This is a genomic window from Elizabethkingia argenteiflava (assembly GCF_009904105.1).
Lineage (GTDB): Bacteria > Bacteroidota > Bacteroidia > Flavobacteriales > Weeksellaceae > Elizabethkingia > Elizabethkingia argenteiflava.
On sequence record NZ_JAAABJ010000358.1, the window covers coordinates 1 to 532 of the forward strand.

1 pseudogene is annotated in these 532 nt (G+C 31.2%); it reads left to right on the plus strand.

Annotated elements, in window-relative coordinates:
- Positions 1–88: 88 nt before the first annotated feature.
- Positions 89–352: pseudogene (locus tag GNY06_RS03990) on the plus strand (transposase); the annotation flags it as partial.
- Positions 353–532 lie beyond the last annotated feature (180 nt).

Below are 532 nucleotides of genomic sequence, written 5' to 3' on the forward strand. Positions count from 1 at the left end.
ATATCAAAGGCTGCTTTCCTTTGTAGAGAAGTGGGCAAAAAATTATTCACTGAAATTCAATTCCTGTCTGTAAAATTGGTTAAATCTCTCAGCATTCTTCGAGTACGATGAGGTAGTAAGAAAAATCAGATATACTACCAATCCAAGTGAAGGGGTACATCGCCAGATACGCAAAATCACCAAAACTAAAGGTGCTTTTCCTTCAGAACAGGCACTGATGAAGCTAATGTATCTGGTCATACAGAATATCAGTAAAAAATGGACAATGCCTATACATAACTGGGGTATCGCATTATCACAACTTTATGTTAAATTTGGAGAGAGAATTATCAAGGAAAAAAACAGCTTTTGAGGAGAATTAATTTAGAACATTACACAGTTAGTGTGACAATCCCCAGTGGAACAAAAAATCATTACTTCTATAAGTAAGGATAATATTGAATAACTGATAATTATTTTAACACTTAACGTCATATTAATTAATTTCAATTACAGATAATATAACATTCAAATTAAAAATTGTAATAAAAAA